This window comes from Amycolatopsis sp. CB00013 (assembly GCF_001905755.1).
GTDB lineage: Bacteria > Actinomycetota > Actinomycetes > Mycobacteriales > Pseudonocardiaceae > Amycolatopsis > Amycolatopsis japonica.
The window spans coordinates 463,975-489,208 of sequence record NZ_LIWC01000002.1 but is presented as its reverse complement, the minus strand read 5'-3'; the positions used below and the strand labels follow the sequence as shown (position 1 = coordinate 489,208).

Sequence of the window (25,234 nt, the reverse complement as noted above, 5' to 3'; positions counted from 1 at the left end):
TAACCTCATACACGTCCGCTTCGTGGTGGGAGCGGCAGTCAGTTCGGGAACGGACGAAGCCCCGCAACCGGGTCACCCCCGGAGGCGGGGCTTCGTTCATTCCGGAGGATTCATGGTCGATGACCGCGTCGCTCGGGTCAAGGCACCCGGTCGAGTTCGATCCCGAACTCCTTCCGATACGCCTCCAGGATCTCCTCGTCACCCGAAAGCCTGGTCTCCGTGCGGACGCCGTGGGTGGTGACGATCAGCTTGTCACCCGCCAGCGTGACGCGGCCGTGCTTGGTCGGCAGCGAGCAGGTCGGCCCCTGCGTGAAATGCGAATCCGGCGAGGTCGCCTGCCAGAACGCCGTCGGGACGAACTCGTCCAGCGCCCGCGGCCGCCGCTCGATCCGGTACTGGGGCTTGCCGTCCTGGAGGACGTCGATGTCGCCGTGAGGCGCGTCGAGCACCAGGAACTCGCCGTCCGGGTCGGCCTGCGCCTCGGTGGCGGACAGCCGCAGCGGGAACCGGCTGAACCGGCCGAAGCCGACGTCCGCCAGCCACGGCTCTTCCAGCTCGACACGGACGACGGCGTGGTCGAACGGCCGCCCGAGGGTCCCGTCCGGCCGGAAGACCTTCGCGGCCTGCAGGGTGACGTCGAAGCCCAGTTCTCCCAGCAAGGCGGCGAAGAGCCCGTTCAGCTCGTAACAGAAGCCACCACGGCGCCGCCGCACGATCTTGTCGAACAGCGCCTCGGCGTCCAGGACGATCGGTTCGCCGAGGTGGATGCTCAGATTCTCGAACGGCACCACCGCGAGATGGCGCTCTTGCAGCGTCCGCAACGCGGCTACGTCCGCGGCGGCGGGGCGGTCGAGCCCGAGTCGGTCGAGGTATGCGGCGACGTCCATGCGACCACCTTGACACCTCGACTCGGCTGGAGGTCAAGAACGAAGAACGGGGCCCTCCCGGTAGGAGAGCCCCGTTTCGTGGCGAGAGGTCAGCCGAGCAGCAGGCCGTTGCCACCGGCGACGGCGTTGTCGAACCGCTTGGAGATCTCGGCCCAGTTGAAGATGTTCCAGAGCGCCTTGACGTAGTCCGGCTTCACGTTCTTGTAGTCCAGGTAGAACGCGTGCTCCCAGACGTCGACCAGCAGGATCGGCGTGGTCGGGAGGACCAGGTTGTTGTGGTGGTCGCGCAGCTGCTGGGTGATCAGCGTCTTGCCGATCGGGTCCCAGGAGAGCGCGGCCCAGCCGTTGCCCTGGATCGTGGTGGCGACCGCGGTGAACTGCGCCTTGAACTTGTCGAAGGAGCCGAACGCCTCGTCGATCGCGGAGGCCAGCTCGCCGGTCGGCTTGTCGCCGCCTTCCGGGGAGAGGATCTTCCACCACACGACGTGGTTGGCATGCCCGGCGAGGTGGAACGCCAGCGTGGTCTGCAGGCCGACGATGTCACCGAAGTTGCCGGCCTCGCGGGCCTCGGCGATCTTGTCGAGCGTGTCGTTCGCGCCCTTGACGTAGGTCGCGTGGTGCTTGCTGTGGTGCAGCTCGTTGATCTCGCCCGAGATGTGCGGCGCCAGAGCGCTGTAGTCATAGTCGAGATCGGGGAGCACGTAGCGGGCCATCGGCCCTCCTTCTGTCTTCGACACAAGTTTCCAAGGACGAACTTAGTCGTCTTCACCCGTTTGCGGCGACCGGGGGCGCCGCGTTTCTCCCCAGGTGGAACGACCCGTTCGTAGCGGCTGTACCCGGTGGGACCACCGCCTGAAACCCACCCTGCTAGCTCCAGTTAGCTGGAGGTCAAGGCGATGTGACGGCGGTCATCAAGCCAGGTAGGGCAGTCCCACCAGGTGATAAGAGGCGATGACGCCGAGGAAGGCGAGCAGGGCAACGGAAACCACCGTGTAGGTGATCCTGGCGGGCGTGGTCCACCAGCCTCGGACCCAGGCGAGCACCGCGCAGACGACGGCCGCGCCGGTCAGGAGCAGGACGGCGTTCGGCAGGAGCAAGGTGACGCTCAGCAACGGCGAGTGCCCGGACGTCAGCGCCACGGCGGCGGCGCTCAGATCGCTCATGAGCAGGGCGAAACCGGTCGTGAACAGCAGGACGGCCAGCGCCGCGGACCAGGCGGCGACGGTCGCGAACCGGGCGCCCGACGGGTTCCGCTCCCGGCCGCGCCGGACGAACGCGCGGATCGGCCACCACACCAGTGCGCCCAGCAGGAGCAGCAGCGCGACACCGAGGATCAGCAGGTGCGTGGACGGCGAGCCGAGCCACGACACCCGTTCGTAGGAGGAGTTCGGGTCGTCGCCCGCGAAGAGCAGGACCTCCCCGCCGGACTCGCGGAACGCGATCCGCTCACCGGCGGCGTCGGTGAACAGCCCAGGCTCGGTCTGTGTCCAGCGCCGGGTCCCCTCTCCGAGGCCGGAAGTCGTCAGCACGCCGTCGCCGTCCGCGGTCACCGTGACGCCGCCCGCGAGCGCGCGGACCTTCGTGAAGCTGTCGTAGTCCAGCCGGGTGTTGTTGTAGCTGCCCTCGAACCTCGAGACATCACCCGCGAGCCTCACGGGAGCGGGGACGGGCGTGGCGGGCTGTAGCCGGTCGACGAACGCTTTCAGCACCTCGGCGGTCACCGCGGCGGCGTCGCCGGAGAACGCACCGCCGTTGAACGCCAGGTACACGCCGGTGTTCTTCTCCGGCACGAGTTCCAGCACGCTGAAGAACCCCGGTGAGTCACCGGTCTTCTCCACCAGGCGCAGACCGTTCAGATACCGTTCGGAGAAGCCGAAACCCATCGCGGGCAGGCGTGGATCGTTGCGGAACCGCGCGCCGTGCAACTGGTCGAGCAGGGGACGGCTGAACACGCCGGGGACGAGGTTCGCGGACAGGTAGCGGCCCATGTCGGCGGGAGTCGCGACGTTCCCGTCGCCCGCGGGCGGTTCGGGGCCGAAGTTGGCGGGCGGCACGACCTGCGCGGACCCGTCCCAGCGGTAGCCGGTCGCCAGCGGGACATCAGGCGTGGGCTGCGCGACACTGCTGTCCTTCATCCCCAACGGTTCGAAGATGTGTTGCCGCACATAGTCCGAATAGGACTGTCCTGACGCGAGCTCCACGAGATGCCCGGCCAGCGCGTAGCCGTAGTTCGAGTAGAGGGCGACCTCGCCGGGCGGGCGGACCCGGGTGGGCATCTCGGCCGCGAGATGCTCCGCGAGCGTCGGCAGTTTCTCTTCCCGTGGCGTGAACATCCGGTACACGCGGTCTTCGAAACCCGCGGTGTGGGTGAGCAGGGACGACAGGGTGACCGGTCGGCCGGGGAAGGTTTCGGGGATCTTGAACGACTTCAGGTACGTGTTGACGTCGGCGTCCAGTGCGAGTTTGCCCTGTTCGACGAGCTGCATCGCGGCCGTCGCGGCGATCGACTTGCCGACGGAGTTGATCAGGAACCCGGTGCGCTCGGGGTCGACCTTGGCCTGAGTGTCCACTGAGGACACGCCGTAACCCTTCGAGAACACGGTCTTACCGCCCTCGACGACCACCACGGCGGCACCGGGAATGTGGTGCTCGGCAAGGCTTCGCGGGAGGATTTCGTCAAAGACGGCGGCGGGTGTCGCGGCTTGGGCGGCGGGAGTGGTCAGGACCGTCGCGACGGTCAACAGGGCGGCGGTGGCCGCGATTCGGAACATACCTGGAAAGTTAGGGATTTCCCCGGGGTGAGGGGATCCGGCGGACCGCCGATCGCGGGGTGGGGCCGGCCCTACCCCGCGACCGGACGCACGACGTCAGGCGGCCCGGTACTCGTCCAGCTCGCTCGCCAGCTCGTCGAACACCGCGATGTTGCACTCGAAGGCCACGATGGCCTCTTCGATCAGCCGCGCGCGTTCGTCCTCGCTCCACGGCGCCGCGTTCAGCTGTTCGCGGTAGTTGTCCCGGAACTTGGGAGCGCTGCCCAGCTGGTCGAAGTGGTAGAACAGCGACCCCGCCTCGTTGAGCTCGTACTTCCGTTCCAGCAGTCGCCGGATGACCTGACCGCCGGCGATGTCGCCGAGGTAGCGCGTGTAGTGGTGGGCGACGAATCCGCCGGACCAGTCCGACGCCTCGGCCACACGCCGCGCGTAACGCTCCGTCGAGGGCAGCGGCCGGACGGTCTCGCGCCAGTCCGGGCCGACGAGGTGTTCGAGGTCGCGTTCGAGGCTGGGCAACCGCCGCAGCTCCTCGAAGACGAATTTGCCCGCCACCGGGTCTTTCGCCAGCTTGTCGGCGGCCTGCTCGATCGCCTGGTAGATGAAGTAGTACTGGATCGCCAGCCGCGTGTACCCGTCGCGCGTGAGCTCGCCGCCGAGCAGCGCGTTCATGTACTCGGAGTGGTTGGCCCGCTCGTGGGCGGGCAGGGTGGAGGCGCGCAGGGTCGCGGAGAACGGCCCGGATTCGACGTCGGTGGTCACCGGCATGGACAGAGCCTCCAAGCATCGATCTGACATGCTGTCAGAAAGAGCGTAAGGCACAACTGCGGGTTAGGCTACCCTAATTCACGGGTTTTCCGACATCCCGACCGCTCTGAGCACGAAGCGCACGGCGCCCTCGATCGCGTCGTCCAGCCGTTCGGGTGGCACGTCGACCACCTGACGGCTGCCGAGCGCGGCGGTGATCATCGGGATCAGGACGTCCGGATCCTCGTCCGGCACCCCCTCCGCGAGGATCTCCCGCAGCTGGCCGGTGATCGGGTCGGCATGCGCGCTGATCCGCCGGTACGCGGCGGGCGCCAGCGCCGACGCGAGCGCCGTCCCCGGTGGCAGGTGGTACTCGGCGAGCACCCGCAGCTGGAGCCGGACGAACGTCGAAAGCTTCTCGACCGGGGTGTCGGCGGTCGCGACGGCCGCCGACAGCCGTTCGACGTACCGCGTCGCCTCGTCCTCGACGAAGGCCACCAGCAGGCTTTCCTTGTCGGGGAAGTGGTTGTACATCGCCGTCCGGCCGAGGCCCGCTTCAGCGGCGACACCGGCGAGCGTGATCGCGTCGAACCCGCGCTCGTACAGCTGGCCGCGCAGGACGTCGAACACCCTGCTGCGGACCTCGCGCCGGTGCTCCTCCAGCGAGCGGCCGATGATCTTGGGCACGAGCCACCTCCCTGAGAGGAAACTCTAAACCCGGTGTCTCAAAGCGCGCTTTCGGATTTCCGTAGCCGGGCCGCGGCGTCAGCTGGTCACTCACCCGGCCGTGACAGCGGCCCACCTCCGCAAATCCGAGGCCTCCGGCCGAAAAGAAACGCGCGCGCGTGTCCTCACGGCCCAGCCGAGCCTCGGTTTGAGAGGCACCCCTAAGCCTCCAGCGGCCAGGTGTGCACCGGCGTCTCCGTGGCGGACAGCTCCAGATACCGGCCCAGCATCCGGTTCAGCGCGGTCTCCCGTTCGGCGCCGCGCTCCTCCGCGCGCAGGACGTACTCCCGCTGCCACGCCGCGCCGGTCCGCCTGGTGAGACACCGCTGCTCGATGATGCCGAGATAGCGCTCTCTCGCCTCGTCCGAAACGTCCGACCGGCGCAGTCCCTCGTGCGCCAGCGGCAGCAGGACCCGCAGCACCAGCTCGTCCGGCGGGATCCAGCCGATACCCGGCCAGTACAGCTGCGCGTCGAAACCCCGGCGCGCGCCCGCGTACATGTTCTCCTCGGCGGCCTGGAACGACATCTGTGTCCACACTGGACGGTCGGCTTCGGCGAGGGCCCGCTGCGCGCCGTAGAAGAAGGCGGCGTTCGCGACCATGTCGACGACGGTCGGGCCGGCGGGCAGCACCCGGTTCTCCACCCGGAGATGCGGCAGGCCGTCGACGACGTCGTACACCGGCCGGTTCCAGCGCCAGACGGTGCCGTTGTGCATCCGCAGCTCGGTGAGTTTCGGCGCCTGCCCGGAGTCGAGGGCCTCGATCGGATCCTCGCGATCGGTCTCGGGCAGGAGGCCGGGGAAGTACCGGACGTTCTCCTCGAACAGGTCGAAGATCGACGTGATCCATCGCTCGCCGAACCACACCCTCGGCCGCACGCCCTGGTTCTTCAGTTCTTCGGGCCGGGTGTCCGTGGCCTGCAGGAACAGCGGGATCCGGGTCTCGTGCCAGAGCGCCTTGCCGAGCAGGAACGGCGAATTCGCGCCGACGGCGACCTGGACGCCGGCCAGCGCCTGTGCCGCGTTCCAATGCGCCGCGAACTCCTCCGGCGCGACCTGCAGATGCAGCTGGACGGAGGTGCACGCGGCCTCGGGGAGGATCGATTCGGAGTAGCTGCGCAGCCGCTCGGGCTGCCTGCCCGGCAGCGGCGCGCCCTCCATCGAGAGGACCGTGCGCTCGCCGCGAGCGGCGAAGATCCGGTCATTGAGCAACGAATAACGGGCGTTGTTGGTGAGCCACTTCTGGTCGAAGTGCTCGTGCCGCAGCGTCGGGAGGATGCCGATCATCGCCAGCGAGGCGCCGGATTCCTCGGCCTTGCGTGACGCGGCGCCCAGATACGCGTTGAGGTCGTCCTCCAGCTGGAGCGCGGATTCGCCGGCCAGCGGCCGCGGCGGCACGTTGAGCTCCAGGTTGTGCTGGCCGAGCTCGGTGGTGAACGACGGGTCGTTCAGCGCCTCGAGGACCGTCGTGTTCGTCATCGACGGGCGCATCTCCGCGTCGACGAGGTTCAGCTCGACCTCGAGCCCGATGTTCTTGCGCGGGAAGGAAAAGCTTCCATCGGTGAGCATGCGGGCCAAGGTGTCGAGGCAGCGCTGGACCTTCCGGCGATATCGGCCGCGATCCTGCGGCTCGGAGGGGTCCGCCGAAAGATTCTTACCCATGTTCGTCGAGCTCCTCATTGGCCACGCTCCGCGGGATCCAGGCGGGACTGCCAGGCGGCCCAACGGTTTCACGCATCGCTGTCGCCCGGCTAGCGGCCAAACTGGTGCTCTCTGTCACTAGGGGTTAACTGACAGCAAAATACCTCCGTTCGTACCACCTACCCGTCGACGTTCGGACGCAAACGCCGCGCAGCGGGCGGATGACACACTCTCCGGGTGGCTGAACTGATCACCATCGACGACCGCGACGACCCGCGGCTCGACGATTTCCGCGACTTGTCCACAGCCGATCGGCGTCCCGATAGGCCGGGTGGGCGTGGCTTTGTGATCGCCGAGGGCACCGTCGTGGTCGAGCGGCTGCTCAAATCCCGTTATCCGGTTCGTTCCCTCCTCGGTGTGGAGCGGCGATTCCACGAATTGGGCGAAGCCCTGGACGCGGTCGACGTCCCCGGTTACGTGACTTCGGCCGAGACGATGGCCGACGTGGTCGGATTCCACCTGAACCGCGGGATCCTGGCCGTCGCCGACCGGCCGGTTCCGCCGCCGTCGGTGGAAGAGGTCATCGACGGCGCACGGGTGCTCGCGATCCTCGAAGGCGTCGGTGACCACGAGAACCTCGGATCGTTGTTCCGCAACGCGGCCGCGCTCGGCGTCGACGGGATCCTGCTCGGCGCCGGCTGCTCGGACCCGCTGTACCGGCGCAGTGTCCGCGTCTCGATGGGGCATGTCCTGCGCGTCCCGTTCGCCACCTTCGGGTCCTGGCCCGGCGACCTGGAATCGCTGCGGGACCGCGGTTTCCGCATCGCGGCCCTGACTCCTCGTGCGGATTCCGTTTCGCTGCGCCAGTTACGAGACCAGACACCGGGGAAGGTCGCGTTGATGCTGGGCGCGGAGGGCCCCGGCCTGACCGACGAGGCCATCGCCGCCGCCGACGTCGCGGTGCGGATCCCGATGCCGGAAGGCGTCGATTCGCTGAATGTCGCCACGGCGGGCGCGATCGCGTTCTACGAGACGCGTCCACCGCTATCGTGAGCACCCGAGCGATCACGAGGAGAACCCATGGAATTGCGGATCCGTGAGGGACGCGCGGTGCTGGCCGGGCCGGGCGGCGAAAGCGCGCGCGAGGTGGACCCGCATTCACTCGCGATCGGTTCGGATCTCGCCCAGGCGCTGCACGAATGGGCCAGGGTCGCCTCCGCCGTCGGCTCCTCCGGCACCGAAGCCGCTTCCGTGGTCTCCCAGCGAGGCCGCCAGCTCGCCCAGCGGGTCGCCGCCACGATGGGCACGTCGGTGCGGTTCGTCGACCCCGTGTCCGGCGACGGCCTCATCATCGACCCGCCCGCCCCCGCACCCCGCAGCGAACTCGCGCGGCGCCTCTTCGGCACCCCGGACCCGGCCGGGGAGCCGACACCGTGGCTGACCGGGCTGACGGTCTCGGCGTTCGTCGCGGCCGTGGTCGTCGTGGCGATGCTGGCGCTGGCGAACACCCTCGCGCGTGAGACCAACGGCTGGCTCGCGCTGCTCGCGTCCGCCGTCGTGACCGCCGGGATCACGCCGTCGCTGTGGCTCGCGCGGCGGGTGCCGATCGTGCGGTGGGCGTCGTTCGGCGCGGCCGCGGGGATCGTGATCGCGTGGATCGGCGTGCTGATCGTCGTTTTCTAGGAATACTGAGATCCATGGCCGGAGATCCGCTCGATTCACTCAGACGGCTCTGCCTCGCGCTGCCGGAAACCTCCGAGCGGCTCAGTCACGGCGAGCCGACCTGGTTCGTGCGCGGCAAGAAGACGTTCGTCATGTACGCGGACCGTCATCACGACGACAAGGTCGCCTTCTGGTGCCCGGCGCCGCCCGGGGCGCAGGAGGAGCTGGTGGGCGCCGAGCCGGAGCGGTTCTTCCGGCCGCCGTATGTCGGCCATCGGGGATGGCTCGGGGTGCGGCTGGACACCGACGTCGACTGGGCCGAGATCGGACAGATCGTCACCGACGCGTATTGCCTCGTGGCGCCGAAATCCCTGATCGCGCAGGTCCCCGGACGCACGTAATGGCCCCTCCACCGGAAGGGGCCACTACGTGCGGATTCAACCTCGTTGCGATCGGACGCCCAGGAGGACGTCTTCCCAGGATGGAACGATGGGGTGGTTCTTCTTCCCCTTCGCCCGTGGAGCCGGTTCGGCCACTTCCTCCGGCTCGTCAGCCGGAAGTGGTGGCTCGGCATCTTCTTCGGGCTCGGCTATCGGCGCGTCGATCACCTTCGCGACCGGCTCGTCCGGTACCGAATCGAGGGTCGGCTGGACGACCGCGTCCCGGCCGGGCTCGAGTGCCCGCACCGTGCGCGGGGCACGGTAGGCGTTGGGGTTGAGCAGGACTTCGGCGTTCTCGTCGAGGGCCTGCACGGTGCCGCCGTGCGCGCCGGGTGCGAACGCCCAGTGCGCGCGGTTGTCCGAACGGCCGGCCTTCCAGCTCAGCACGACGACCCACTTGCCGTCGTCGCCTCGCCAGGAGTCCCAGGTCGCCTGGCTGTAGTCGTGACCGCGCTGCCCGAAGGAGTGCGCGACGACCTCGCCGAGGGTCTGGACGTCGGGGCCGTCTTCGCGGACCGGATGCGCCCGCTGGGCCAGTTCGGCGGTGCGGGATCGTTCGAGCAGGACGGGGTACGCGAACCGCTCGACGCGCTGCACGGTGACGCCGGCGCTGCTCGCGACCTGCTCCACGGACTCACCGGCCCGGATTCGTGCCTGGATCTCGCGTGGCCGCATTTGGCTCTCCAACTCGATTTCGATCTGGCCGAGGCGGGTGATGTCACCCCTCGCCGCCGCTCGCAGCCTCTCATCCGCGGGGAGCAGGAAGCGCGTGCGGCTCGCCGGGTCTTCGCACACGATGGACTTACCGTCCTCGTGCAGCCCGACCACCCGTAGCGCTCGCATTCTCGCCTCCCCGATTCTTCACCTTTGTGGGTGTCCACGTTAAAACGGCGCGTCGCCTTGACGTGTGAGGCGCGCCGATGTCATGTGTCCTGCTCACTATTTTGTTCATGACGGCAAGGGGAATTCTGCGGGAGCGAAGGGCGGCTTGCCGCGTGACGCGCCGGACACGCACAGTCACGATCGGGGGAATCTACGGCAGCCGCACCCGGACGACCAGTCCGCCGCCGCGGCCGCCCGGTTCCGCGCCCGCGGTCCCGCCGTGCGCCTTCGCGATGGACCGGACGATCGACAGGCCGAGCCCGGCGTTGCGGGAGTCGCCGGTGCGGTCGCCCGAAAGCCGGCGGAACGGCTCGAACAGGGCGGGTACGGCGTCCAGCGGCACCTGCGGGCCGGTGTTGCGCACCACCAGCGCCGGATCGCCGCCGATGTCGACGTGGATCCAGCCGCCCTCGCGGTTGTAGGTGATGGCGTTGTGCACCAGGTTCGTGACCAGCCGTTCCAGCAGCACGGGATCGCCGGACACCGTCCGCGGCCGCAGCCGCGACTCCACCGTGACCCCCGCCTCCTCGGCCATGGCCGACGCCGACCGGATCACCGTCGCCGCGACCTCGTCCAGCCGCACGGGGGCTCGCGCGGTCAGGCCGCGGTCGCTGCGGGCGAGCACGAGCAGGCCTTCGATCATCCGTTCGCTGCGTTCGTTGGTGTAGATCAGATGTTCGCCGAGTTTCCGGACCTCGGGGCTCGCGTCGGGGTCGGCCATCGCGACCTCGACCAGCGTCCGCTGCACCGCGAGCGGGGTCCGCAGTTCGTGGGAAGCGTTGGCGACGAAGCGTTTCTGGCTGTCGAACGACACGGCGAGCCGGTCGAGCATGCCGTCGAAGGTGTCCGCGAGTTCCTTGAGTTCGTCGTCGGGGCCGTCGAGGTCGATGCGCCGGTCGAGGTTTTCGACCTCGAGTTTCCGTGCCGTGGAAGTGATCGCGTGCAGCGGCCGCAGTACGCGGCTCGCCATCAGCCAGCCGAGCAGCACCGCGAGCGCGCCGGCGATCGCCAACGCCACCAGTGATTGCCACAGCAGGGTCGAAAGGACGTCCGAGCGGTATTCGGTGATCGACGTCGCGACCAGTTGCGTGGCCTGGGCTCGTTCGGCGGGGAGGATGCTCGTCGTGTCCATCGGATACGCCCTGGCGACCTCGATCTGGGCGCCCGCGGTCGCTCCGTTCGCGAACGCCGCCGTATCCGGCAGGGTCGAGCTCACCAGCAGGTAGTTGACGATGAGCAGGGCGAGCCCGACGATCAGGAACGCGCCGCCGTAGAGCGCCGTCAGCTTGGTGCGGACGGAGAGCCGGAGCGGTTTCACGACCCGAACCGGTAACCCGCGCCGGGCACGGTCTCGATCAGCGGCGGTTCGCCGAGTTTGCGCCGCAACGTCATCATCGCCACGCGGACGGCGTTCGTGAACGGGTCGGCGTGTTCGTCCCACGCCTTCTCCAGCAGTTCTTCCGCGCTGACCACGGTCCCTTCGGCGCGCATGAGCACCTCCAAGACGGCGAATTCCTTGGGGGACAAGGGAAGGAACCGGCCGTCGCGGGATGCCTGGTGCCGGGGCAGGTCGAGGACGACGCCGCCGCGTTCCAGCACCGGCGGCAACGCCGGCCGCGCGCGCCGCGAGAGCGCCTGCACCCTGGCGACGAGTTCGGCGAACGCGAACGGTTTCGTCAGGTAGTCGTCGGCGCCGAGGCCCAGCCCGGCGACCCGGTCGTTGACGTCGGCCGCGGCCGTCAGCATGAGGACCCGGGCCTCGCCGCCGGTCCCGATCACCGCGGCGCAGACTTCGTCGCCGTGCACGACGGGGAGATCTCTGTCGAGCACGACGACGTCGTAGCCGTGCACCCCCACCCGGTCCAGGGCCTGCGCGCCGTCGTAGCAGACGTCGACGGCCATGGAGAACCGTCGCAGGCCCTCGGCGATCGTGTCCGCCAGGAGCCGCTCGTCTTCCACCACCAGCACTCTCACCTGGCCAGTCTGCCCCGGGAGGGGGTAAGCGGGGGATAAGCGCCACTCACGACCAGCTGTACCGAACGCTCAGCCGGCCGGGTGCAACTGACGGGCCGGGATCACCTGCTGCGGAGTGTTCGGACTCGACCACAGCAGCTTCATCGACGCCTCCCCGCCGCGTTCGGTGTGTTCGAGCCGGATCGCGTAGGACCGCCCGGCGACCAGGTCGAGAGTCGCTTTGTCGACACTGGGCCCGTGGGGTGTGGTGTTGTCGATCAGGAGTTTCCCGTCGACCCACAGCCGCACGGTGTCGTCCGAGACCGTGGTGAACGTGTACTTCCCGGTGTCGCGCGCGGTGACCTGCCCGGTCCAGCGCGACGAGAAGGTCTCCGCCGGGATCTTCGCGTCCGGTGAGCCGGTGAACTTCCAGTTGTGGTTCACGCCCGGCTCGACCCGCCGCACCGTCGGCGTCCCGGTGAAGTCCGCGTTCGGCCAGTATTCGGCGGTCAACCCGGTCCCGCGTCCGACAGGCGCCTGCGGCAACGGATCGACGCTCAGCTCGATGACGGTCGCGATGTCGTTCGTCCGGCTGCCCGACGGCGTGAGCTTCACGCTTCCGGGCGACTGCTCGACCCGCACGCGCTGACGGCTGCCGAGCACCCGCGCGTCGCGGACGCGGAAAGGCGCCAACGCGTCGAGCGTCAGCGAACCGCCCGAAGCGGGCCAATCGAACACCGACGCGTACAGCTTGTCGCCGCGACGGCTGACGACACCCCAGCCCGGTTCTGCGACCAGACCTGGCGCGCCCGCGCCGTAGACGGCCGAGGACTGGCCGTTCGTCCGCAGCCACTGGCCCATCTGCTTCAGCCTGTCGATGGATTCCGTCGGCACCCGGCCGTTGCGATCGGGGCCGACGTTGAGCAGGAAGTTCCCGCTACGGCCGGCGATCGAGAGCAGTTTCCTGGTCAGATCCGCCGAGGACTTCCAGTTGTGGTCCCAATCGGTGTAGCCCCAGCTGCCGTTGAGGGTCATGCACGATTCCCACAGCTGCCCGTCGACCGGCTTGTCCGGGATCTCCTGTTCCGGCGTGCCCGTGTCGCCGTCGACCACCCGCCGTTTGCCGACGCGGTTGTTGACCACAATGGACGGATCGAGGCTGCGGACGTAGGCCTCCAGCTCCTCGCCGTCCCTTTCCGTCCAAGGGTTGTTGGGCCGGTCGGTGCTCCATTCGCCGTCGAACCACAGCACCGCCGGGTGGTAGTTGTCCACGAGTTCCTTGAGCTGGGCGTACATCCGCTCCTTGTACTTCGGGAACGTCGCGGGGTCCGGGAAATCCGGGTCGTGCCAATCCCAGATCGAGTAGTAGAAGCCGAGTTTCACGTCCCGCGCGGCCGTCGCGCGTTTCAGTTCGGCGAGGATGTCGCGCTTCTTGTCGAACGCCGAGTGATCGCGGAGGTTGAACTTGTTGACCTTCGTCGGCCACATCGCGTAGCCCTCGTGATGCTTCGACGTAATCACCACGTACTTCTGCCCGGCGTCCTTCGCCGACTGCGCGATGGCGTTCGCGTCGAAACCGGCGGGGTTGAACTTCGCGGCGATCTGCTCGTATTCGGCGCGCGGGATCTGGCAGTTCCGTTGGATCCATTCGGCGTCCTGGCAAACGCTTCCATCAGGGCGGGTGTACTTCCCCTGCAGCTGCGAGTACGCGCCGAAGTGGATGAACTGGCCGAAGCGGTCGTCGCGCCACCAGCGCGTCCGGTCGGCGGTGAACGGGTCGTCGTAGGCGTGGTCGGACGGGAGTGGCGCGGCTTCCGCGGCGGGCGCGATGCCCAGTGCGGTGGTCGCGATGACGAGGGCCGCCAGGGCCCGGAGTGGCTTGCGGCGATTCATGCACTCCTCCTCGCTGAGGTGTGGACGTCGGGGACTTTAGGAAGCCAGAGGTCGGATGTGAACCTCCGAGAGGTCCATCGGAGAGCTAGTTCACCCGGAAAGACGGCAGAAAGGTCGGATCTTTGTTCCGCTGATCGGGACTGTAAGCGCGACATAAGCAACATCGCTTACCGCCCCGGAATCGCCGTCTCCGTAGAAATCGGGTCGCCAAGACGACCGAAGGAGCAGCGATGCGGAAACGACCCATGGCGGTGCTGATCGCCGGAGCGGTCTTCGCGCTCGTGGCCGGTTGCGGTGGTGGCGGGGACGGCGGCGACAAGGTCGCCTCGATCTCGTCCCCTCCCGCCGCCGGCGCGGGCGACGGGAAGCAGGCGGACAACGTGTCCGACGAGGACAAGATGCGCAACTTCGCGAAGTGCATGCGGGAGCACGGCGTCGACATGCCGGATCCCAAGACCGACGGCGACGGGCAAGGCTCGATCTCCATCGAGGCTGGCGAGGTCGGGCGCGACGAGAACAAGATGAAGGCCGCGAGCGACGCGTGCCGGAAGCTGCTGCCCAACGGTGGCGAGATCAAGCCGCCCACGCCGGAAGAACTCGACAAGATGCGCAAGGAAGCCAAGTGCATGCGCGAGCATGGGATCGACTTCCCGGATCCCGATCCCAGCGGCAAGGGCGCCGCCATGACGATGGACATGGGCGACCCCAAGAAGTTCGAAGAAGCGGCGAAGGCCTGCGGTCTCGGCATGACCGTGAGGGCGGCCCCGGCGAAATGAGCGAACACGAAGGACCCGGCGGCGCACGGCGGTCGCGCCGGGCGCGCTGGTTCATCATCGCGGCGGTCCTCGTCGTCGTGGTCGGGACGATGTCCGTGGTCGTGCTGACCAGGGTCACCTCCGAGGCCCAGCAGGTCGGGCAGGCGCCGCCGCCGGTCGAGACCGCGAAGGTCGAGAAGACCGACCTGCAGGAGGAAGAGGAAGCGAACGGGAAACTGGGCTACGGCGAGGAAAGCTCCCTCGCCGGCCGGAAACAGGGCACGATCACGTCCCTGCCGGACGCGGGCGCGGTGCTCACCCGCGGCAAGGCCGTGTACGGCGTCGACGCCAAACCCGTCCCGCTGTTCTACGGCACGCTGCCGTTCTTCCGCGACCTCGCCGACGGGGCCGCGGACGGCCCGGACGTCAAGCAGCTGGAAGAGAACCTGAAGGCGCTCGGTTTCGGCGGTTTCGGCACGCCCGACAAGAAGTTCACCTCCGCGACCGCCGCCGCGATCAAGAAATGGCAGAAGTCGCTGGGCTTGGAGCAGACCGGCGCGTTCGGGCAGGGCGACGTCGTCCTTGCGCCGGGTGAGATCCGGGTTTCGCAGGTCGCCGCGCAACTCGGCGGTCCCGGCGGCGGCGAACTGCTGAAGTACACCGGCACCGAGCGTCTCGTCGAGGTCAAACTCGACGCCGCCAAGCAGGCTATCGCCAAGGCGGGGGACAAGGTCGGGGTCGACATCACCGGCGGCAAGACCACGACCGGCGTGATCACCGACGTCGGCAAGGTCGCGGAGAACGGCAAGGACGGTGCCGGGCAGGACGACGGCAAGCCGAAGATCAAGGTGAAGATCAAACTGGATGACCCGGCCGCGGCGGGATCGCTCGATTCGACACCGGTGTCCGTGCGGTTCACCAAGGAAGTCCACAGTGGAGTGTTGGCGGTCCCGGTCGGGGCGCTGCTCGCGCTCGCCGAGGGCGGATACGCCGTCGAGGTCGACGAAGGCGGTAAGCGGCGTCTCATCGCGGTGAAGACCGGTTTGTTCTCAGGCGGACGCGTCGAGGTCACCGGCACCGGCCTCGCCGCCGGGATGCGGGTGGTGACGACGTCATGACCCCGGTGCTGGCCGTGCGCAACGCCTCGCGCACCTATCCCGGCGGCGTGCGCGCCCTGCACGAGGTGACACTGTCCATTGAGGACAGGGAGATGGTCGCCATCCTGGGGCCGTCGGGTTCCGGCAAGTCGACGCTGCTGCAGCTGATGGGCACACTCGACCGGCCGACCAGCGGCGTCATCGAACTGCGCGGGCACGACGTGGCGAAACTGCCCGACCGCAAGCTTTCGGCGTTGCGGTCGCGGTGGATCGGGTTCGTGTTCCAGCAGTTCTTCCTCAGTGAGGGGGTGAGCGCGGTCGACAACGTCGCGACGGGACTGCTGTACGCGGGGGTGCCGCGGCGGAAACGGCGCGAGCGGGCGCTGGCCGCGCTCGACCGCGTCGGGCTCGCGCACCGGGCGGGGCATTTCCCGAACGAGCTCTCCGGCGGGGAACGGCAGCGGGTGGCGATCGCGCGGGCGGTCGTCAACTCGCCGTCGATCCTGCTGGCCGACGAGCCGACCGGGAACCTCGACACGGGCAACGGCGCGGCGATCCTCAACCTGCTGGCCACGTTGAGCTCGCAGGGGACGACGGTCGTGATCATCACGCACGACCGGGAGATCGCGGCGGGCATCCCGCGCCGGATCGAACTGCGGGACGGGCGGATCCGGCTCGACACCGGGACGGGGGTGCTGGTGTGAGCGCGCCCGTCCTCGACAAGACGCCGGATCCGGCCCGGCTCGGCCCGCGTGACGTGCTGAACCTCGGCGCGCACGGGATGCGGACGCGGCCGATGCGGGCGGTGCTGTCCGCGCTCGGCATCGGGATCGGGATCGCCGCGATGGTGGCGGTGCTCGCGATCCCGGCGTCGGGCGCGAAGGCGTTGCAAGACCAGCTGGCCGCGCTGGGCACCAACCTGCTCACGGCAGGGCCGGGCAAGACGATGTTCGGCGGCGACGCGACCCTGCCGGACAGCGCGGTGCCGATGGCGAAACGGATCGCCCCGGTCACGGCGGCGTCCGCGACCGGGACCACCGGCGGGTCCGTGCGGCGCACGGACAAGATCGACAAGGACGAGACGTCCGGCCTCGGCGTCTACGCGGCGACGCCGGATCTTCTCGACGTCATCGGCGGTGCCGTCCGCGACGGGCAGTTCCTCCGGGACGCCACTCGCGACTATCCGGTCGTCGTGCTGGGTTCGGTCGCGGCGGCGCGGCTCGGGATCGACCACATCGACCCGGCGAAACCGCCGCAGGTGTACATCGACGGGAAGTGGTTCACCGTGGGCGGGATCCTCGGGCCGACGCCGCTGGCGCCCGAGATCGAGCGTTCGGTGCTGGTCGGCTGGGACGCGGCCAAGCGGCTCCTCGACTTCGAGGGCCACCCGACGACCGTGTACGTGCGGGCGAAGGATTCGCAGGTCGAGAACGTGCGCTCGGTGCTCGCGCAGACGATGAACCCGGAGGCGCCGAACGAGGTCGAGGTCCGTCGTCCGTCGGAGGCGCTGGAGGCACAGAAGCTGACGGAGAACACCTACAGCGCGCTGTTCCTCGGGCTCGGCGGGGTCGCGTTGCTGGTCGGCGGCGTCGGGGTGGCCAACACGATGGTGATCTCGGTGCTGGAACGACGCAGGGAGATCGGCCTCCGCCGCGCGCTCGGCGCGACGAAACGGCAGGTGAGAGGCCAGTTCCTGGCCGAGTCGGTGCTGTTGTCCGGGCTCGGCGGGATCGCCGGGGTCCTGGTCGGCGTGCTGGTGACGTCCGGCTATGCGCTGAGCCAAGGCTGGCCCGCGGTGCTGCCCGTCGGCGCCCTGCTCGGCGGGGTCGGGATCTCGGCACTGGTCGGTGCCGTCGCCGGTGCCTATCCGGCGATGCGCGCGGCGCGCCTGCCCCCGACCCAAGCCCTCGCCTAGCTCGCGTTTCGTCCTCTGGATGCGGTGGTTCACCGCATCCAGAGGACTGAACGCGGGGCGACGGTGGGTAATCTCGCCGGGTGCTGGTGGGATTGTCGGGGCGGAAACTCGCGGGGGCGTTGATCGCGCTCGAAGCCGTCGTGGTCGGCGTGCTGTTCACGCTCAAGGTGTTCGACGGCCAGGACCTCGAGGTCTACATCGGCGGCGCGCGGCTGCTCGTCGACTCCGGCGACCCGTACGGCGCGTGGGTGCAGACGCACGGCGGCTGGCTGCCTTTCACGTACACGCCGTTCGCGGCGGCGGTGTTCCTGCCCGGCACGCTGCTGTCGGCCGCGCTGGCTACGCGACTGGTCGGGCTCGCGTCGATCATCGCGGGCGGGATCGTCGTCTACCTCTTCGTCGCGACGCTCAACGGTTCGCTCACCGATCGTTCCGCCGTCCGGGGCCGCGCCGTCGCCGTCCTGGCGGCGATCGGGGCACAGGCCGTCGGCGGGATCATGGAGCCGGTCCGTTCGACGCTCGGCTTCGGCCAGGTGAACACCCTGCTGATGCTGCTGGTCGTCCTCGACGCCCTGCTGCCGGGCCGCGCCCGCACGAAGGGCCTGCTGATCGGCGTCGCCGCGGCGATCAAGCTGACGCCGGCCTTCTTCATCCTGTTCTTCTTGTTCCGCAAGGACTTCCGGTCCGCGGGCCGGGTGGTGGCCGGTTTCCTCGGCGCGGGCGCGCTGATGTTCCTGACCGCGCCCGGCGCGTCGGCGAGGTTCTGGACGGACATCCTGTTCGACACCAGCCGCATCGGCGATCGCGGTTACGTCGGCAACCAGTCGCTGCGCGGGATGCTCGCGCGGTTCGGGTTCGGCTCGGCGGAAGACGTCGTCTGGGTGCTGGCCTCGATCGCCGTGGTCGCGCTGACCGCGTTCGTGATCGTGCGCGTCGCGGAGCCGGTGTTCGCGCTGACCGCGTGTGCCGTCGGCGGGCTGCTGGTGTCGCCGGTTTCGTGGACGCACCACTGGATCTGGTGCGTGCCGATCCTGGTGCTGCTGATTTGGGCACGTTCGGTCGTTTCGTACGTGCTCGCCGCCGTGACGGTGGCGTTGTTCGTGATCGCGCCGATGTGGCTCGCGCCGCGGCCCGCCGGGAGCTTCGGCTGGTGGCTGGCGACGGAGTCCTACGTGCTGTACGGCCTGATGCTGCTCGCCCTGGCCGCAGTCTTCCGCAAGTCCGTGAAGGCCTCCTTGAGGGACTCTGGGTCCCTCAAGGAGGCCTTCACGGACAGCTAGCTAGTTCAGCCCAGGCGCTCGACGACGTACTCGATGCTCTGGGTCAGCTTCGTGATGTCGTCCGGGTCGATGGCCGGGAACAGGCCGACGCGCAGCTGGTTGCGGCCCAGCTTCCGGTACGGCTCGGTGTCGACGATCCCGTTGGCGCGCAGCACCTTCGCCACCGCGGCGGCGTCCACCTCGTCGGCGAAGTCGATGGTGCCGACGACCTGCGAGCGCAGCGACGGGTCGCTGACGAACGGCGTCGTGTAGCCGGTCTTCTCGGCCCACTCGTACAGCCGGGTCGACGAGTCGCGGGTCCGCGAGGTCGTCCACTCCAGACCGCCGTTGGAGTTCATCCACTCGATCTGGTCGGCCAGCAGGAACAGCGTCGACACCGCCGGGGTGTTGTACGTCTGGTCCTTGCGGGAGTTGTCGAGCGCCGTGGTCAGCGACAGGAACTCGGGGATCCAGCGGTCGCTCGCGCCGATCTCGCCGATGCGCTCGACGGCGGCGGGCGACGCCAGCGCGATCCAGAGGCCACCGTCGGAGGCGAAGGACTTCTGGGGCGCGAAGTAGTAGACGTCGAAGTCCTCGGCCTTGACCGGCAGACCGCCCGCGCCGGAAGTGGCGTCGATGGCGACGAGGGCGCCTTCGCTGCCTTCAGGGCGGCGGACCGGCACCGCGACACCGGTCGAGGTCTCGTTGTGCGCCCAGCCGACCAGGTCGGCGCCGGCCTCGTAGGCGATCTCGGGCGCGCTGCCCGGGTCGGCCTTCACGACGATCGGGTCGGCGAGGAACGGGGCGCCCTTGGTCACCGTGGCGAACTTCGAGGAGAACTCGCCGTAGGTGAAATGCTGCGCACGTTCCCGCACGAGCCCGAACGCGGCGGCGTCCCAGAATGCGGTCGTCCCGCCGTTGCCGAGGACCACTTCGTAGCCTTCGGGCAGGGAGAACAATTCGGACAGACCCGCACGCACGCGGCCGACGAGGGACTTCACCGGCTTCTGACGGTGCGAGGTGCCGAGGTAGGTGGCACCGGATTTCGCCAGGTTGGCGAGCTGCTCGTCACGGACCTTGGACGGTCCGCAGCCGAAGCGGCCATCGGCAGGCTTCAGGTCCGCGGGGAGGGTCAACTCAGGTGCGTCGGTCATGTGCCCAGTCTCTCAGGTCGGGATGACCCTGCTGAAAGTCGGTGTCGCGTGTCCGGTATGTGGGATCGGAGAACTCGCTCCCGCGGGTGCCCGTCGTCCGGGTAGCTTCTCGCCCCATGGCGACAGTGCACGAGCGATTCCCCCTGGCCCCCGAGGCGTTGTGGCAGGCCCTTCCGAACGGGGTCACGGCGGTCAAGGGGAAGAACCCTTTCTACGACGCGGCCGCGGGCTACGTCACCTTCTCCACCAGCATGGGCCTCTTCAGCTACGGCCAGACGGTCACCGTGAAGGTCGAGCGGACCTCCGAGGGCTCCGGGCTGGCGATCCAGACGAGCCTGAAGTTCGGCTTCGTCGACTGGGGCGAGGGCAAGCGCATCGCCCGCAAGTTCATCGCGGCCGTCGGCGCGGCGGTCGGGCACACCCCGGCGGTCTGATGTGGTCGTGAGTGGCGATTCGGGTTCTCTTTGAGCCGGGGTCGAACGTGGCGTGTTCTCGGGCGGGCCGATGGTGGGATGAAGGCTCCCTTCGCCGCGCCTGATGCGGTAAAAGGAGCCTTCGTCCCTGGTCACGCACGGGAGTCGGCCGCGTGTCGTGTCGTCCATCCAGTCACGCGTGTCGTCCGCCGGATCACGCGTGTCGTCCGGTCGATCACGTGAAATCGGCGGTGCTGGACCGCTAGCGCCAGCCCTCGGGGTCGACGCCACCCGGGATGGGCGCCGCCGGGTCGAACGGGGTGCGCGAGAAGATGAACGTCGCGAGGTCGAGGTGGTTCGGCTTGCCCGCCGAATCCCGTCCGACCCGCAGCGTCTCGCCCGCGTAGTAGGCGTCGAGGCCGACCCAGGTGTCGTCACCCACCGGCGCGAACCGCGACGCGCGGCCCGGGCCGTCGGTCGGCGCGAGGGAGAACAGGCCGCCCGGGAGCAGCCGCAGGTGGTACGGCGTCGGCCCCCAGTGCCACAACCCGGTCAGCTCCAGCAACTTCGGGTCCACAGTGGACGGTTGCCATTCGGCGGGCATGGACGGCTCGTGCTGTTCGGTCAGGTTCATCAGGTCGAGGCACAGCTGCGTGATGCCGACGCCCGCCGTCGAGTTCGTCAGCACCAGCGCGCCGATGCCGGCGTTCGCGTCGACGAGCGAGCAGGCGAGGAAGCCCGGCATCGATCCGGTGTGCCCGGCCAGCCGCCTGCCCTCCGTGCGGACCAGCATGACACCGAGGCCGAATCCGGTGGTCCAGGCGTCGCCGTCGTCCACGGTGACCATTTCGCGCATCTCCGCGACGGTCTGCTCGCTCAGGACGCCGCCGGTGTGCCCGCCGAGGAACGCCGTCCAGCGGGCGAGGTCGGTGGCCGTCGACCACAGCTGGCCGGCGGGGGCCATCGCGCCCGCGTCCGGCGACGGCTCCGGCATGAGGAGATCGGCGAAGGGATGCACGGCGAACCCGTCCGCGTGCGCGCCTTCCGGATGCGGCGAGGTCCGGTTCATGCCGAGCGGGCCCAGGATCTCGGCGCGGACGACGTCGAGCCACGACTGCCCGCGGTGCCGCGCGACCAGTTCGCCGAGCACGCCGTAACCGACGTTGCTGTAGTGGAACCGGCTGCCCGGCCGCAGCCGCGTCGCGCCGTCCTTGAGGCTCTCGACGAGCGCGTCCCAGTCCGCGCCCACGGTGCGCTCCCACCAGGAGCCGGGCGATTCCGCGGTCAGGCCCGAGGTGTGCGACAGCAGTTGCGCGATGGTGGCCGAGCCGAACGAGGTGCCGGGCAGGTGCTGCTCCAGCGGGTCGTTCAGGTCGAGCTTGCCTTCGTCGCGCAGCCGCATGACGGCCGTCGCGACGAGTGTCTTGGTGATCGACCCGAGCCGGTACTGCGTGTCGGCGCCCGGTGTCTCGCCGTCGACGCGTCCGCGCCCTCCGGACCAGGCGATTTCCCCGTCGCGGACGACGGCGGCGACGATGGACGGGGTGCGGCACGAGGATTGCTCGTGCGCGAGGCGGCGAAGCAGCGCCATTTCGGTCGTGGCAAGCATGGGTCGCATTCTGCCTACCCGAGCAGCCCCAGTCGCATAGCGGTGGTCACAGCGGCCGTGCGGTCCGAAACGTCCAGTTTCCCGAACACGCGCAGCAGATGGGTCTTGACCGTCGCCTCGCTGATGTGGAGCGTCCTGCCGATGTCGGCGTTCGTGCTTCCCCGCGCCACCAGCCGGAGTACCTCGATCTCGCGTGCCGACAAGGGCGACGCCGTCGGGTTGCGCACCCGGTTCACCAGCTTCCCGGCGACCGAAGGCGCCAAGACCGTCTCGCCGCGCGACGCGGCACGAATCGCACCGGCGAGCTCCGCGCGCGAAGCGTCCTTCAACAGGTAGCCGGAGGCGCCCGCTTCGACCGCGCGCAGGATGTCCGCGTCCGTCTCGTAGGTGGTGAGCACGACGACGCGCTGGCCCGGCCGGTCGGCGAGGATCTTCCGCGTCGCGCCGACGCCGTCGAGACCGGGCATCCGCAGGTCCATCAGGATCACGTCCGGCTGCTTGACCCGGCTCAGCGCGACGGCCTCGTCGCCGGAGCCCGCTTCCCCGATGACGCTCAGGTCCGGCTCGGCCTCCAGCATTCCGCGCAGGCCTTCCCGGACCACGGGGTGATCGTCGACCAGCATGATCGTGATCACGCGGGCACCTCCAGTTCCAGTGTCGTCCCCGCACCGGGTTCGCTCTTCAGTGTCACGATGCCACCGACCTGATCGGTACGCGTGCGCATCCCCGCCAGGCCGAAGCCACCGGTGGGCGCGGCGGGGTCGAATCCGATGCCGTCGTCCGTGACGCCGAGCCGGACACGTCCGTCCACAACGGACAGCCGAAGCGAGACGCGGGTGGCGCGGGAATGCTTGCGGATGTTGCTCAGCGCCTCCTGTGCCGCCCGCAGAAGGACGACCTCCGTGGACATCGGGAGCGCGGGCAGCGGGCCGCCGACCTCGATCGACGCCTCGATCCCGGTCTCCTCGGTCAGCCGTTCCCCCTGACGGCGCAAGGCTTCCTCCAGTGAAGCGGCGACGAGTGCCGACGGTCCCTGCGCCGCGACCATCGCCCGCGCCTCGGCCAGGTTCTCCCGCGCCGTCCGCGCCGCGAGCTCCAGATGACGACGGGCCGCCTTCGGATCGGTGTCCATTTCGGACTCGATGGCTTGGGTGAGCGTGACGATGCTGGTGAAGCCCTGCGCGAGCGTGTCGTGGATCTCGCGGGCCATGCGCTCGCGTTCGGCGGCCGTCCCCGCCTCCCGCGAGAGCCTGGAGACCTCCGCCTGGCTGGCCTGCAGCTGTTCGATCAACGCGGCCCTGCTCTTGCTCTGATCGATGATCTGGCTGGTGTAGCGGCCGGCGAGGATGCTGAAGACGATCAGGATCGCCGTCATCGGCAGCAGGATGCGCAGGGACGGCTGATCGAAGCCGCCCCGCGCTATCGACGACGCCGGGCCCAGCAGCACCCCGATCGTGGTGAAGACCGACGCCGTTTTCGTCGACAGCGTCATGTAGAGCACTGGGCACACGAAGAACAGGATGAAACTCGACGTGGTGCTGGCGAAGTTGGCGCCCGCCAGGAAAAGCATCACCACGACGGTGTGCAGCCACGGTGTGTCTTCGTGGTCCGGGCCCTTGATGAGCCGGCGGCCCCGGACCAGGTACGCCACGGCGATACCGGTCAAGCACAGGATCGCGACCGTCTTGTCCGTGGTCGTCCCGTCGTCGAAGACCACCAGGGCGGTCGTCGCGGCGAAGGTGATCCCGAAGAGGACCTCCCACAGCCAGTAGAACCGCTCCCAGGCGTTCACTTGCCTTCGTTCGACCAGCGGAACGTCAGCTTCGCCAGCAGCAGCCCCGCGACGCACCACGCCGTCAGCACCAGTGCCACCATCGGAAGTTCCCATGTCCCCGCCATTTCCTGACTCGCGGCCTCGGCCGGCAGGAACACCGAGCGGAAGCCCTGGCAGATCCACTTCACCGGGAAGAACGAAGCGATGTCGACCATAACCTTCGGCAGGTTGGTGATCGGCGTGACGAACACCCCGGAGATGAACTGCAACGCGATGTAGATCAGATTGGCCACGGCGACCGCGCCGCTGACCGATTTTGTCACCGACCCGAGCGCGATGCCCAGCAGGGTGCAGCTGGTGACGCCGAGCAGGAAGACCCACAGGGCGGTCAGCAGTTTCACCGGATCGGTGGGCAGGCTCAGGTCGAACAGCAGGACACCGACGACCGACATCAGCACGACCTGGGCGATACTCGTCGCGCCGACCAGGACGATCTTGCCGATGAAGTAGGACGCCGCGGGCATCGGCGTACCGCGAAGCCGTTTCAGCGCACCGGCTTCACGGTCCGCCGCCAGGCCGATGCCGACGCTGTTGAACGACGTCGAGACGATGCCGGAGCCGATCATGCCCGCGGCCAGCACCTGTCCGGTGGTGATCGCCATGCCGGGCATCGAGGAGTTCAGCATCGAGCCGAGCAGGACCATCAGCAGGGACGGGAAGGCGAAGGTGAAGATCACCTGCTCCCGCAGGCGGAAGAACTGCTTGATCTCCGCGGCGCCGCGGACGAGACCGAGCGAGAAGGTGCCCGGAAGGGTCAGCGTGCTCATCGGGCTTCTCCGATCAGGTCGAGGTAGGTCTCTTCGAGCGTGGGGCGGTGGACGGTCAGCTCCGACGGCTCGCGGCCGTCGGCGGAGAGCTCGCGGATCAGCTTGGCCGGGAAGTGGGTGCGTTCCAGGTGGGCGCCGTGCTCGTCGGCCCAGCGGACGGTGGCCTCCGCGGTGGCGCGGCCGCCGAGCGTCTGCGGCGTCCCCTCGGCGACGATCGCGCCGCGGGTGATGACCGCGACCCGGTCGGCCAGCGCCTCGGCCTCGTCCAGGTAGTGCGTGGTGAGCAGGATCGTGGTGCCCTCGCGGGCGAGACTCCTGATCAGCTCCCAGAACTGGCGCCGGGCCGCCGGATCGAACCCGGTCGTGGGCTCGTCGAGGAACACCAGCTCGGGCCGCCCGATGATCCCGAGCGCGACGTCCACCCGACGCCGTTGCCCGCCGGAAAGGCTTTTGACGCGGGCGCCTGCCTTCTCGGTCAGGCCGACCTTCTCGATCACTTCGTCGGTGTCACGAGGATTCGGGTAGTAGCGGGCGAAGTGCCGGACGGTCTCGGCGACGGTGAGCTCGGCGGCGTCGTTGGCCGTCTGCAACACGATCCCGAGCCTGGCCCGCCAGGCGCGGCCCGCCGTGCCGGGATCCTCGCCGAGGACGTCGACCTCGCCTTCGGTTCTCTTGCGATGGCCCTCCAGGATCTCGACCGTCGTCGTCTTGCCCGCGCCGTTAGGGCCGAGCAGCGCGAACACCTCGCCCTGCTCGATGTCGAGGTCGATCCCCCCGACGGCCGTGTGGCCCGGGTACTCCTTGCGCAGGCCACGCACTTTCACCGCTTTGTT

At 69.0% G+C, this 25,234-nt stretch carries 25 protein-coding genes; 9 read left to right on the top strand and 16 right to left on the bottom strand.

Features of this window, described 5'->3' with window-relative positions; genetic code table 11:
* Nucleotides 1-137: 137 nt before the first annotated feature.
* The 6 genes from AMK34_RS12290 to AMK34_RS12265 all read right to left on the bottom strand — a co-directional run bounded on the left by AMK34_RS12290 (nucleotide 138) and on the right by AMK34_RS12265 (nucleotide 6,789).
* Complete coding sequence (locus AMK34_RS12290; RefSeq protein ID WP_073845302.1) at nucleotides 138-887, bottom strand: arylamine N-acetyltransferase family protein; 750 nt, start codon at nucleotides 885-887, stop codon at nucleotides 138-140.
* Between the two features lie 89 nt (nucleotides 888-976).
* A complete protein-coding gene (locus AMK34_RS12285; RefSeq protein ID WP_016337537.1) occupies nucleotides 977-1,600 on the bottom strand; it encodes a superoxide dismutase in 624 nt (207 codons plus the stop codon).
* A gap of 198 nt (nucleotides 1,601-1,798) precedes the next feature.
* Nucleotides 1,799-3,658 carry a serine hydrolase domain-containing protein gene (locus AMK34_RS12280; protein WP_073845300.1) on the bottom strand — a complete coding sequence of 620 codons (1,860 nt, stop codon included), beginning with the start codon at nucleotides 3,656-3,658 and terminating at the stop codon, nucleotides 1,799-1,801.
* 96 nt (nucleotides 3,659-3,754) lie between these two features.
* Nucleotides 3,755-4,423 (bottom strand): biliverdin-producing heme oxygenase, encoded by a 669-nt coding sequence (locus AMK34_RS12275; protein WP_073845298.1) that lies wholly within the window; start codon nucleotides 4,421-4,423, stop codon nucleotides 3,755-3,757.
* A 78-nt stretch (nucleotides 4,424-4,501) separates the two neighbouring features.
* Nucleotides 4,502-5,089, bottom strand: coding sequence for a TetR/AcrR family transcriptional regulator (locus AMK34_RS12270; RefSeq protein WP_073845296.1), 588 nt, complete (start codon nucleotides 5,087-5,089; stop codon nucleotides 4,502-4,504).
* 200 nt (nucleotides 5,090-5,289) lie between these two features.
* Nucleotides 5,290-6,789 carry a glutamate-cysteine ligase family protein gene (locus AMK34_RS12265; protein WP_037348067.1) on the bottom strand — a complete coding sequence of 500 codons (1,500 nt, stop codon included), beginning with the start codon at nucleotides 6,787-6,789 and terminating at the stop codon, nucleotides 5,290-5,292.
* 216 nt (nucleotides 6,790-7,005) lie between these two features.
* Here AMK34_RS12265 and AMK34_RS12260 point away from each other — a divergent pair, with 216 nt between their 5' ends.
* From AMK34_RS12260 to AMK34_RS12250, 3 genes are read left to right on the top strand one after another with little or no spacing between them, the layout of a single operon-like run.
* Nucleotides 7,006-7,821 carry a TrmH family RNA methyltransferase gene (locus tag AMK34_RS12260; protein WP_073845295.1) on the top strand — a complete coding sequence of 272 codons (816 nt, stop codon included), beginning with the start codon at nucleotides 7,006-7,008 and terminating at the stop codon, nucleotides 7,819-7,821.
* Between the two features lie 27 nt (nucleotides 7,822-7,848).
* Entirely contained in the window at nucleotides 7,849-8,451 is a 603-nt protein-coding gene (locus tag AMK34_RS12255) for a DUF2537 domain-containing protein (protein ID WP_073845293.1), read from the top strand.
* Nucleotides 8,452-8,465: 14 nt separating this feature from the next.
* Nucleotides 8,466-8,831, top strand: a complete 366-nt coding sequence (locus AMK34_RS12250; protein ID WP_038507909.1) for an MmcQ/YjbR family DNA-binding protein — start codon at nucleotides 8,466-8,468, stop codon at nucleotides 8,829-8,831.
* Nucleotides 8,832-8,867: 36 nt separating this feature from the next.
* Here AMK34_RS12250 and sepH read toward each other — a convergent pair whose 3' ends face one another.
* The 4 genes from sepH to AMK34_RS12230 all read right to left on the bottom strand — a co-directional run bounded on the left by sepH (nucleotide 8,868) and on the right by AMK34_RS12230 (nucleotide 13,598).
* Nucleotides 8,868-9,713: a septation protein SepH gene (gene sepH / locus AMK34_RS12245; protein WP_038507911.1), complete on the bottom strand. Its 846-nt coding sequence runs from the start codon at nucleotides 9,711-9,713 to the stop codon at nucleotides 8,868-8,870.
* Nucleotides 9,714-9,903: 190 nt separating this feature from the next.
* Nucleotides 9,904-11,070, bottom strand: a complete 1,167-nt coding sequence (locus AMK34_RS12240; protein WP_073845291.1) for an ATP-binding protein — start codon at nucleotides 11,068-11,070, stop codon at nucleotides 9,904-9,906.
* Entirely contained in the window at nucleotides 11,067-11,726 is a 660-nt protein-coding gene (locus AMK34_RS12235) for a response regulator transcription factor (protein ID WP_037348058.1), read from the bottom strand. Before AMK34_RS12235 ends, AMK34_RS12240 begins: the two co-directional genes overlap by 4 nt.
* Before the next feature lie 69 nt (nucleotides 11,727-11,795).
* Nucleotides 11,796-13,598, bottom strand: a complete 1,803-nt coding sequence (locus tag AMK34_RS12230; RefSeq protein ID WP_073845290.1) for an alpha-L-fucosidase — start codon at nucleotides 13,596-13,598, stop codon at nucleotides 11,796-11,798.
* Between the two features lie 230 nt (nucleotides 13,599-13,828).
* Between AMK34_RS12230 and AMK34_RS12225 the strand changes: the two genes are divergently transcribed.
* The 5 genes from AMK34_RS12225 (at nucleotide 13,829) to AMK34_RS12205 (ending at nucleotide 18,645) form a co-directional block, all read left to right on the top strand.
* On the top strand, nucleotides 13,829-14,374 hold the full coding sequence (locus tag AMK34_RS12225; protein WP_038507917.1) for a hypothetical protein: 546 nt from the start codon (nucleotides 13,829-13,831) through the stop codon (nucleotides 14,372-14,374).
* Nucleotides 14,371-15,471: a peptidoglycan-binding protein gene (locus tag AMK34_RS12220; protein WP_038507920.1), complete on the top strand. Its 1,101-nt coding sequence runs from the start codon at nucleotides 14,371-14,373 to the stop codon at nucleotides 15,469-15,471. The genes AMK34_RS12225 and AMK34_RS12220 overlap by 4 nt, the downstream gene beginning before the upstream one ends.
* On the top strand, nucleotides 15,468-16,154 hold the full coding sequence (locus tag AMK34_RS12215; RefSeq protein WP_007033339.1) for an ABC transporter ATP-binding protein: 687 nt from the start codon (nucleotides 15,468-15,470) through the stop codon (nucleotides 16,152-16,154). Before AMK34_RS12220 ends, AMK34_RS12215 begins: the two co-directional genes overlap by 4 nt.
* Nucleotides 16,151-17,365, top strand: a complete 1,215-nt coding sequence (locus tag AMK34_RS12210) for an ABC transporter permease (protein WP_038507922.1) — start codon at nucleotides 16,151-16,153, stop codon at nucleotides 17,363-17,365. Before AMK34_RS12215 ends, AMK34_RS12210 begins: the two co-directional genes overlap by 4 nt.
* Nucleotides 17,366-17,445: 80 nt before the next feature.
* Entirely contained in the window at nucleotides 17,446-18,645 is a 1,200-nt protein-coding gene (locus tag AMK34_RS12205; protein ID WP_073845288.1) for a glycosyltransferase 87 family protein, read from the top strand.
* 5 nt (nucleotides 18,646-18,650) lie between these two features.
* On the opposite strand, the gene serC is transcribed toward AMK34_RS12205, so the two are convergent.
* A complete protein-coding gene (serC, locus tag AMK34_RS12200) occupies nucleotides 18,651-19,778 on the bottom strand; it encodes a phosphoserine transaminase (RefSeq protein WP_016337521.1) in 1,128 nt (375 codons plus the stop codon).
* Between the two features lie 116 nt (nucleotides 19,779-19,894).
* Between serC and AMK34_RS12195 the strand changes: the two genes are divergently transcribed.
* Nucleotides 19,895-20,212 carry a hypothetical protein gene (locus AMK34_RS12195; protein ID WP_037348049.1) on the top strand — a complete coding sequence of 106 codons (318 nt, stop codon included), beginning with the start codon at nucleotides 19,895-19,897 and terminating at the stop codon, nucleotides 20,210-20,212.
* A 241-nt stretch (nucleotides 20,213-20,453) separates the two neighbouring features.
* Here AMK34_RS12195 and AMK34_RS12190 read toward each other — a convergent pair whose 3' ends face one another.
* From AMK34_RS12190 to AMK34_RS12170, 5 genes are read right to left on the bottom strand one after another with little or no spacing between them, the layout of a single operon-like run.
* Nucleotides 20,454-21,800: a serine hydrolase domain-containing protein gene (locus AMK34_RS12190; protein ID WP_038507924.1), complete on the bottom strand. Its 1,347-nt coding sequence runs from the start codon at nucleotides 21,798-21,800 to the stop codon at nucleotides 20,454-20,456.
* Between the two features lie 14 nt (nucleotides 21,801-21,814).
* Entirely contained in the window at nucleotides 21,815-22,435 is a 621-nt protein-coding gene (locus AMK34_RS12185; RefSeq protein WP_037348043.1) for a response regulator, read from the bottom strand.
* Nucleotides 22,432-23,592, bottom strand: a complete 1,161-nt coding sequence (locus tag AMK34_RS12180) for a sensor histidine kinase (protein ID WP_073845286.1) — start codon at nucleotides 23,590-23,592, stop codon at nucleotides 22,432-22,434. The genes AMK34_RS12185 and AMK34_RS12180 overlap by 4 nt, the downstream gene beginning before the upstream one ends.
* On the bottom strand, nucleotides 23,589-24,401 hold the full coding sequence (locus AMK34_RS12175; RefSeq protein WP_037348039.1) for an ABC transporter permease: 813 nt from the start codon (nucleotides 24,399-24,401) through the stop codon (nucleotides 23,589-23,591). The genes AMK34_RS12180 and AMK34_RS12175 overlap by 4 nt, the downstream gene beginning before the upstream one ends.
* Nucleotides 24,398-25,225: an ABC transporter ATP-binding protein gene (locus AMK34_RS12170; RefSeq protein WP_073846263.1), complete on the bottom strand. Its 828-nt coding sequence runs from the start codon at nucleotides 25,223-25,225 to the stop codon at nucleotides 24,398-24,400. Before AMK34_RS12170 ends, AMK34_RS12175 begins: the two co-directional genes overlap by 4 nt.
* Nucleotides 25,226-25,234: the final 9 nt, after the last annotated feature.